At 78.8% G+C, this 8609-nt stretch carries 8 protein-coding genes; 2 read left to right on the top strand and 6 right to left on the bottom strand.

The window, feature by feature from the left end; all coding sequences use genetic code 11:
• Positions 1-37: 37 nt before the first annotated feature.
• Positions 38-1156, bottom strand: coding sequence for a 6-phosphofructokinase (locus tag ACRYM0_RS19435; RefSeq protein WP_432507497.1), 1119 nt, complete (start codon positions 1154-1156; stop codon positions 38-40).
• A 108-nt stretch (positions 1157-1264) separates the two neighbouring features.
• Entirely contained in the window at positions 1265-2005 is a 741-nt protein-coding gene (locus tag ACRYM0_RS19430) for a lysophospholipid acyltransferase family protein (RefSeq protein ID WP_432507496.1), read from the bottom strand.
• Positions 2006-2162: 157 nt separating this feature from the next.
• Here ACRYM0_RS19430 and ACRYM0_RS19425 point away from each other — a divergent pair, with 157 nt between their 5' ends.
• Entirely contained in the window at positions 2163-2759 is a 597-nt protein-coding gene (locus ACRYM0_RS19425; protein WP_432507495.1) for a hypothetical protein, read from the top strand.
• A 42-nt stretch (positions 2760-2801) separates the two neighbouring features.
• On the opposite strand, the gene ACRYM0_RS19420 is transcribed toward ACRYM0_RS19425, so the two are convergent.
• From ACRYM0_RS19420 to ACRYM0_RS19405, 4 genes are all read right to left on the bottom strand, one after another.
• Positions 2802-3563: an endonuclease/exonuclease/phosphatase family protein gene (locus tag ACRYM0_RS19420; protein ID WP_432507494.1), complete on the bottom strand. Its 762-nt coding sequence runs from the start codon at positions 3561-3563 to the stop codon at positions 2802-2804.
• Position 3564: 1 nt separating this feature from the next.
• Positions 3565-4644, bottom strand: coding sequence for an ROK family glucokinase (locus ACRYM0_RS19415; RefSeq protein WP_432507493.1), 1080 nt, complete (start codon positions 4642-4644; stop codon positions 3565-3567).
• 41 nt (positions 4645-4685) lie between these two features.
• Entirely contained in the window at positions 4686-5699 is a 1014-nt protein-coding gene (locus ACRYM0_RS19410; protein ID WP_432507492.1) for an ROK family glucokinase, read from the bottom strand.
• Positions 5700-5835: 136 nt separating this feature from the next.
• A complete protein-coding gene (locus tag ACRYM0_RS19405; protein WP_432507491.1) occupies positions 5836-6336 on the bottom strand; it encodes a hypothetical protein in 501 nt (166 codons plus the stop codon).
• Between the two features lie 177 nt (positions 6337-6513).
• Here ACRYM0_RS19405 and ACRYM0_RS19400 point away from each other — a divergent pair, with 177 nt between their 5' ends.
• Entirely contained in the window at positions 6514-8313 is a 1800-nt protein-coding gene (locus tag ACRYM0_RS19400; protein WP_432507490.1) for an AMP-dependent synthetase/ligase, read from the top strand.
• Positions 8314-8609: the final 296 nt, after the last annotated feature.

Raw genomic sequence — 8609 nt, 5'->3', positions numbered from 1 at the left:
CTGCCGGGGACGTCCCCGGCAGCACCGCCGCAGCGGTTCACCAGCTCAGGCCCGCGGTCTCCGCGCGCCGCTCGGCCGGCACCGTGCGCAGCACGCCCGTCGCCTCGGCCAGCGGCACCTGGACGACCTCCACCCCGCGCAGCGCCGCCATCGTGCCGAGGTCCCCCGTCGCCAGGGCCGTGACCGCCGAGAGCCCGAAGCGGGTCGCCAGGACCCGGTCGGCGGCCGAGGGGGTGCCGCCGCGCAGCAGGTGCCCCAGCACCGTCAGGCGCATCGACACCCCCGGCAGGCGCTCCGTCAGGGCGCGCTGCAGCTGCTCACCCGCGCCGCCGAGCTGCACGTGCCCGAACGCGTCGCGCTCGGCGGTGCGCAGCGCCTGCTCCCCCAGCACCTGCGCGCCCTCGGAGAGCACCACCAGCGGCGCCTCGCCGCGCCCGATCACCTCGCGCAGCGTCGCGGCGACCGCGTCCAGGTCCACCGGGTCCTCCGGCAGGAGGGTGACGTGCGCCCCCGCCGCGGTGCCGGTGTGCAGCGCGATCCACCCCGCGTGCCTGCCCATGACCTCCACGAGCATGACCCGGTGGTGCGAGGCGCCGGTGGTGACCAGCCGGTCGCACGCCTCCACGGCGGTCTGCACGGCGGTGTCGAAGCCGAAGGTGGCGTCGGTCGCCGACAGGTCGTCGTCGATGGTCTTGGGGGCGCCCACCACCGGCACGCCCGCCTCGTGCAGCGCCGTGGCCACCCCCAGGGTGTCCTCCCCGCCGATCGCCAGCAGGGCGTCCACGCCCAGGCGGGCCATCGACGCGCGCACCCGCTGCACGCCTTGCTCGACACCGCCGGCCAGCGGGTTGGTGCGGCTGGAGCCCAGGACCGTGCCGCCGCGCGCCAGCAGGGGTCGCACGTCGGCCTCGCCCAGCGGCACCGCGTCGCCGTCCAGGACGCCGCGCCAGCCGTCGCGGAAGCCCAGGAAGCGCATCCCGTGGCGCTGGGTGCCGGCCAGGACGGCCGCGCGCAGGACGGCGTTGAGGCCGGGGCAGTCCCCGCCACCGGTCAGCAGGCCCACGCACCACCCCGCCCCGGGCTCCCCCGTGCCGCTGCCCCCGGTGCCGCTGCCCCCGGTACTGCCGCCCCCGGTGCCGCCCGTCGTGCTGGTCATGGCGCCTCCCCCGTCCGCCGGCCGCGGTGCCGGACGTGCCGATGTGACGTGGGCCACTGTGTCACCGCGCGGCGCCCGCCGCGCTCACCCGCGCCGCACCGGCACCGTTCAGGCGGTCGGTCCCCCAGGCGCGCCGCGACCGCCGGGCCCGGCGGCGCCCGGGCCCCGGCCGGCGGGCGGCGCACCCCCGTGGCGCGGGGCGTACTCGTCGACGTACTCCTGCCGCGACAGGCGCTGGATGGCGGCCATCACCTCGTCGGTGACCGAGCGCACGACGAACTGGTCGTCCGCGCGCCCGGCGAAGCGCGACAGGTCCATCGGCTCCCCGATGACGATCCCCACCCGGCGCACCCGCGGCAGCGCCCGCCCGCGGGGCATGAGCTCGCCGGTGCCGACCATGGCCACCGGCAGCACCGGCGCGCCCGAGCGCAGGGCGATGCGCGCCACCCCCGTGCGTCCCCGGTGCAGCCGCCCGTCCGGGGAGCGGGTCCCCTCCGGGTAGATGCCGAACAGCTCCCCGCGGCGCAGCACCTCGACCGCCCCGTCGATGGCGGCGCTGGAGGCCGGCCCGCCGCTGCGGTCCACCGGCAGCTGACCGACCCCGCGCAGCAGCCCGCCGAACAACCGGCCGCGCACGCCGGCACCGGTGAACATCTCGGCCTTGGCGATGAACGTGATCCTGCGGGGCAGCACCGTCGGCAGCAGGACGGCGTCGGCGAGCGAGAGGTGGTTGCTGGCCAGGATCGCCGGGCCGGTGGCGGGCACGTTCTCCAGCCCGCGCACCCACGGGCGCAGCACCGGGGTCAGCACCGGCTCGGCCACCAGCCGCTTGATGACCCAGTAGAGCACCGGTCGCCTCCTCGCCCCCGGCCGGCGCGCGCGGCCGGCGCTTCCGCAGCCGCGACCCTAGGGCACCGCGGCCCGGCACCGTCGGCCCGCCGCGCGCCGCGGGGGCGCGCCGACGCGAACGCCTCGACCGCACGCGGCGCTCGTGACACGATGAGCTGTGCCCGCTGACCCGGACGACGCAGCCGGCCGCCTCGACGTCGACGCGGCCTTCGCCGAGATCGTCGCGCGCTGGGAGGACGAGGGCCCCGGCGACCGCAGCCCCGAGCCCGGCGCGCCCGGGCAGGACGACGCCGCCGGCACCGGTGCAGCACCCGACGACGAGGCGAGCGGGGCCCGCGACGAGACCGGTCGCGAGCAGTCCGCCGCGCCCGGGACCGGCCCGGCGGTGCCGTCGCGGCCCGAGGGCCGCACCGTGCGCCCGGCGCGGCCGCTGCCCCCGGCTCCCCGCGAGGACGTCCCGGCCGCCGCGCCGCGGCGCGGCGGCGAGCCGGAGGAGCTGCGGGACCTGGACGCCGGGGAGCGCTTCGTGCCCGCCGACCCCGCCCCGCTGCCCCGGGACCTGGTCGGCTGGGCCGCCTGGGCCGCGGTCGTCGGCGCTCCGCTGTTCCTGCTCGTGGTGGCGCTGACCCAGCGCGCCGCGCCCACCCTGGTGACCGTCGCGACGGCCGTGGTGTTCGTGGCCGGCTTCGCCACGCTCGTCGTGCGCCTGCCCCGCTCGCGCGACGAGGACGACGACGACGGCGCGGTGGTCTGAGCCCACCCGCCCGCGCCGCCGCACGCCCCGTCGCGGCAGCGCTCAGGCGCCCCCGGCCACCGGCACGAGCAGGTCCGCCACCACGGCGAGGTGGTCGGTCGCGGTCGCGGCGCCCGGGACGTCCGGCGTCCCCACCGCGGCGACGGCGAGGCGGGCGTCGGCCAGCACGGCGTCGAGGCGGCGCCGCGGTGCACGCGCCGGGAACGTGGCGAACGGGCCGCCGGCGAGCTCCGCCGCGTCGTGCAGCCGGCTCGTCAGCACGGCCCGGGCGAGCCCGCCGGGCTCCTCGTTGAGGTCACCGGCCAGGACGAGGGGGGCACCGCTGCACACCGCGCCGGCGGGGCGCAGCAGCCGCAGGGCGTGGTCCACCCGCTCGTCGGCGTCCAGGCCCAGGTGGACGCTGCGCACCAGCACCGGCACCGACCAGCCCGCCCCGGCCGGCACCCGCACGAGCGCCTCCGCCGTCCCGCGCCGGCGGACCGGGCGCCGCGCGCGCAGCCTCGGGGTGGGCAGCGCCCGCACCGCCGCCGCCCGCACGTCCACCCGCGCCGCCGCCAGGACCGCGGCGCCGGCTCCCGCCCGCCCCGCGGCCACCACCTGCAGGCCCGTGTCGGTGGCCAGGTCGCCCAGCCGGTGCACGGCCAGCGGGTGCGTGGGCACCTCCTGCAGGCACAGCACGTCCGCGGCCGCCGCGCGCAGCACCTCCCGCAGCGCCCGGCCGTCGTCCAGCAGCTCGCGCACGTTGCAGGTGGCCACCCGCAACCGCGCCCGGCCGGTGCCGTCCCCGGCCGGTGCGCCGGGCACCTCAGCCCCAGCCGCGCGAGAGGTCCGCAGCGCCCACCAGACCGGCCGCCGGTCCCAGCCGGGCCCGCACCACCCGCAGCTCGGGCCGGAAGCCGCGCCCGGTCAGGGTGCGCCGGTACGCCTCCCGGCACGGGCCCAGCAGCAGCTCGTCCGCGTCGGAGACGCCGCCGCCGATGACGACCGTGCCCGGGTCCAGGGCCGCGGCGAGGTTGGCGACGCCGACGCCCAGCCAGCGCCCGACCTCCTCGAACAGCTCCACCGCCGCCGGGTCGCCCGCGCGCGCCGCGTCCGTCACCAGCGGGCCGGTGATCGCCTCCGGGTCGCCGTCGGCCAGCTCCAGCAGGGCGTGCGCCACCGGCGAGGCGGACCGGGCCAGCTCGCGCGCCTCGCGCACCAGCGCGTTGCCGGAGGCGTACTGCTCCCAACAGCCGCGGTTGCCGCACTCGCAGCGGTGCCCGCCGGGCACGACCACCATGTGCCCGAACTCCCCCGCCAGCCCGTAGCGCCCGCGCACCACGCGCCCCTGGGTGACGATGCCGCCGCCGATGCCGGTGCCCATCGTCACGCACAGCAGGCGGCTCTCACCGCGCCCGGCGCCGAAGCGGTACTCCGCCCAGGCCGCCGCGTTGGCGTCGTTCTCCACCACGGTGCGGCGCCCCACGCGCCGGCCCAGACGCGCGCGCACCCGGCGCTCCACCGCCTCGCGCAGCGGCTCGTTGCGCCACGCCAGGTGGGGGGCGAACAGGACGTTCGCGCGCTCGGCGTCGACGAACCCGGCCGCGCCGATGCCCACGGAGACGATGTCGTGGGCGCCGGCGAGCTCCTCGACGACCTCGGCGATGGTGTCCTCGACGGCGCGCGGGCTGCGGGTGGGGGTCTCGCGGCGCACCTGCGCCACGACGCGGCCCTCGCCGTCCACGACGCCCGCCAGGACCTTCGTGCCGCCGATGTCGATGCCGACGGCGGGGCCGTCGCCGATGAGGGCCCGGCGCGTCTGCTGGCGCAGCCGCTGCTGGATCGCCGCTCGGCGCGGGTCCGGCGGTCGGCGGCGCCGGGGCTGGCTCGGGCGGGGTGCGGCCATCTCGCGTCCTGTCGTCACGCCGTGCGCGGGCGGGGGCGGGCTCAGTCGATCCGGGCGAGGTCCGCGGCGCCGACGATGCCGGCGGCGTTGCCGCGGCGCGCGGTGCGCAGCGGCGGCGGGCGGCGGTGCGTGCGGCCGGACAGGTTCTCGGCGAGGCTGGCGCGGGCCGGGGCCAGGAGCAGCTCACCGGCGGCGGAGACGCCGCCGCCGACGACGACGACCTCGGGGTCCAGCACGGCCACGAAGCTGGCGACGGCCTCGCCCAGCCAGCGCCCCACCTCGGCCAGCAACCGCGCCGAGGCGGGGTCGCCCGCCTGGGCCAGCCGCGTGACGGTGGGACCGTCGACGGCGTCGGGGTCACCGCCGGCGGCCCGCAGCAGCTCGGCGGCGGCCGGGTCCCCCGAGCGCAGCAGGTCCCGCGCCTCGCGCACCAGCGCGTTGCCGGAGACGTACTGCTCCCAGCACCCGAGGTTCCCGCAGCCGCAGGCCCGCCCCCCGGGCACCGCGCGCACGTGACCCAGCTCGGCCGCGGCACCGTTGGCCCCGCGCTGCAGGACGCCGCCGGAGACGATGCCGCCCCCCAGGCCGGTGCCCACCGTCAGCATCAGCAGGTCGTCGACAGGGCGGCCGTGCTCGTCCAGCCCGCCGCCGAAGCGGTACTCGGCCCACGCGGCGGCGTTGGCGTCGTTCTCCACGACGACCCGGCGGCCCAGCCGGGGTTCCAGCCGGCTGCGCAGCGGCTCGTCGCGCCAGGCCAGGTTGGGGGCGAAGACGACCGAGGAGCGTGCCGCGTCGACGAAACCGGCCGCGGCGACGCCGACGGGACCGAACTCGTGGGTGGTGGCCAGCTCGGCGATGGCGTCGGCGACCGCCTCGGTGATGGCGTCCGGGTGGGAGGCGGGGGTCTCCCTGCGGGTCTGGGCGAGGATCTCCCCCCGGTGGTCGACCACACCGGCCCCGATCTTGGTGCCGCCGATGTCCACGCCGACGGCGTTGCCGGGGACCTCCCCGACCGTGCCCGGAGCGCTGCTCGTCCTCGTGCGCTGATCCGCCATGCCCGTCCGGAACCCCCTGCGACGCGTGCCCCGGCAGGGGCGGTCGCGCGATCGGCGACCGCCAGGAGGTTAGAGCATCGCCGCCGCGACCTCAGCGCAGGCCGGTGAGGGGGCCGGCGCGGGGCCCGCCGGGCGGTCAGCCGGCGAGGGCCCCCAGCACCGTCATGGCGAGCAGCAGCAGCAGGGTCAGCGCCAGGCCGCCGCCGGCCGCCACGGCGACCTTGGCCCGGGGGGAGCCCAGGCCGCGCACCGGCGCGCCGGCGGACTCCGCCAGGGCCCGCAGCATGCGCTCGACCTCCTCCTGGCCCGGCAGCGCGGTCCCCCCGGCCGGCGCGGTGGCCGCCACCGTCGCAGGCTCCCCGGCCGGCTCCTCGACCAGCGCGGGAGGCGCGGCGGCAGGCGCGAGGGAGGCGTGGCACAGCGAGCACCACTGCTGCCCGGCGCGCACCCGTGCCGCGCAGGACGGGCAGCGCTGCGGCGGGACGACGGGCGCGGCCGCGGCGCCCGGCGCGGGGGCCGCGGGCAGGCGGCTCACCGGCGGGCCCACGTCCACCGCCCCGAAGGCCGCGCTGGTGCGGGTGCCGGCGCGCGGGTCGCGGCGCGCAGCGCCACCGGGTCCGTCCAGCACCTCGTCCACCGCTCCTCCTCGCCCGGGCCGGCTCGTCCGGCCCCGTCCCGGCACCATCGGCCACCGCGGGCGCCACCTGAAGCCGGCGCACCCGCGGGTAGGGTCGGGGCGCCGCCGCAGCGCGCGGGCGGCCCGGACGCGACCGACGACGGCGTCGTCCCCGGAGCACACCGAGGAGGACACCCCGTGCGGAGCAGCTGCGAGCCCCCGCTCGTCCCGCCCGCGACCACCGGGAACCTCACCGACTGCGTCGTGGACACGGCGCGCGAGGTCCCCGGGCACGTCAGCGTCAGCCGCAAGCAGGACGACGGCGGGTGGCGGGACGTGAGCGCCGCGGAGCTGCTCGCCGACGTCGCGGCGGTGGCGAAGGGGCTGATCGCCGCCGGCGTGCAGCCCGGAGACCGCGTCGCCCTGATGGCCCGCACCAGCTACGAGTGGACCCTGGTGGACGTGGCCGTCTGGTTCGCCGGCGCGGTGACGGTGCCGGTCTACGAGACGTCCTCGACCGAGCAGGTGCGCTGGATCCTGTCCGACTCCGGCGCGGTGGCCTGCTTCGCGGAGACGCCGGAGAACGCCGCGCGCGTCGCGGCGGTGCGCGAGGGGCTGCCGCAGCTGCGCGACGTGTGGACGCTGGCGTCCGGGGCGCTGGAGGAGCTGCGGACCGCGGGGCGCGACACGGGCGAGGACGAGCTGGAGCAGCGGCGCGCCCTCGCGGGCCCCTCGGACCCGGCGACCGTCATCTACACCTCCGGCACGACCGGGCGCCCCAAGGGCTGCGTGCTCACCCACGGCAACTTCCTGGACCTGGCGCGCAACGCCCGCGCCGCCATCCCCGAGGTCCTGCAGCGGCCGGACGCCGCGACGCTGCTGTTCATCCCCCTGGCGCACGTGTTCGCCCGGTTCATCCAGGTGCTGTGCCTGGTGTGCCGCATCCGGGTCGGCCACACCCCCGACGCGAAGGACCTGCTGCCCGACCTGGCCGGCTTCCGCCCCACCTTCGTGCTCGCGGTGCCGCGGGTCTTCCAGAAGGTCTACAACGGCGCCGAGCAGCGCGCCGCGGCCGGCGGGCGGCTCAAGGCGGCGATCTTCGAGCGGGCCTCGGCCACGGCCGTGGCGTACTCCCGCGCCCTGGACACCGGGGGCCCCTCCCTGCCGCTGCGCGCGCGGCACGCCCTGTTCGACCGGCTGGTCTACGCCAGGCTGCGCGACCTGCTGGGCGGCAACGTCGCGCACGCCGTCTCCGGCGGCGCCCCGATGGGCGAGCACCTGACGCACTTCTTCCGCGGTGCGGGCCTGGTGGTGCTGGAGGGCTACGGCCTGACGGAGACCACCGCACCGCTGTGCGTGAACCGCCCCTCCAGCACCCGCGTGGGCACGGTGGGCCTGCCGCTGCCGGGCACCGACGTCGCCGTCGCCGAGGACGGGGAGCTGCTGTGCCGGGGCGTGGGCGTCTTCGGGCAGTACCGCGGGCTGGAGCGGGAGACGGCGGAGGCGTTCGCGGACGGCTGGTTCCGCACCGGCGACCTCGGTGAGGTCCTGGAGTCCGGTCACGTGCGCATCACCGGCCGCAAGAAGGAGATCATCGTCACGGCCAACGGCAAGAACGTCGTGCCCGCCACCCTGGAGGACCGGCTGCGCGCGCACCCGCTGGTCTCCCAGGCCGTCGTCGTGGGCGACGGGCGGCACTACGTGGGCTGCCTGGTCACCCTGGACGAAGAGGCGCTGCCGTCCTGGGGCGCCAACCACGGCCGGCCCGGGCTGGACCTCGCGCGCGCCCGCACCGACGAGGTCGTGCTGCGCGCGCTGCAGGAGGCCGTGGACCGCGCCAACGAGGCGGTCAGCCGGGCGGAGTCGATCCGCCGCTTCCGCGTCCTGGCCGAGGACTTCACGATCGAGAACGGCTACCTCACGCCCTCGCAGAAGGTGAAGCGCTCCGAGGTGCTGCGCGACTTCGCCGGCGAGGTCGACGCCCTGTACGGCGAGTGAGGCCGGCGGGGGTGCCCCGGTGACGCGCCGGGAGGTCGCCGCGCTGGGGGTGTGGTGGGCGCTGACGGCGCTGGCCACGCACAGCGTGGTGCGCTACCGCTGGTGGATCGTGGCGGGCTACCTGCTGGTCGCGGCGGCGCTGCTGGTGCTGGCGGCGACGGCCCGCGACGACCGCGGCGGGGGGGGGGGGGGGGGGGGGGGGGGGGGGGGGGGGGGGGGGGGGGGGGGGGGGGGGGGGGGGGGGGGGGGGGGGGGGGGGGGGGGCGGGGTGGCGCGGGGGGGGCGGGGGTCTGAGA

This window comes from Kineococcus arenarius subsp. arenarius (genome assembly GCF_050871845.1).
In the GTDB taxonomy this organism is placed as follows: domain Bacteria; phylum Actinomycetota; class Actinomycetes; order Actinomycetales; family Kineococcaceae; genus Kineococcus.
Note: the sequence above shows the minus strand (reverse complement) of the source record. Positions and strands in the feature narration are given on the sequence as shown.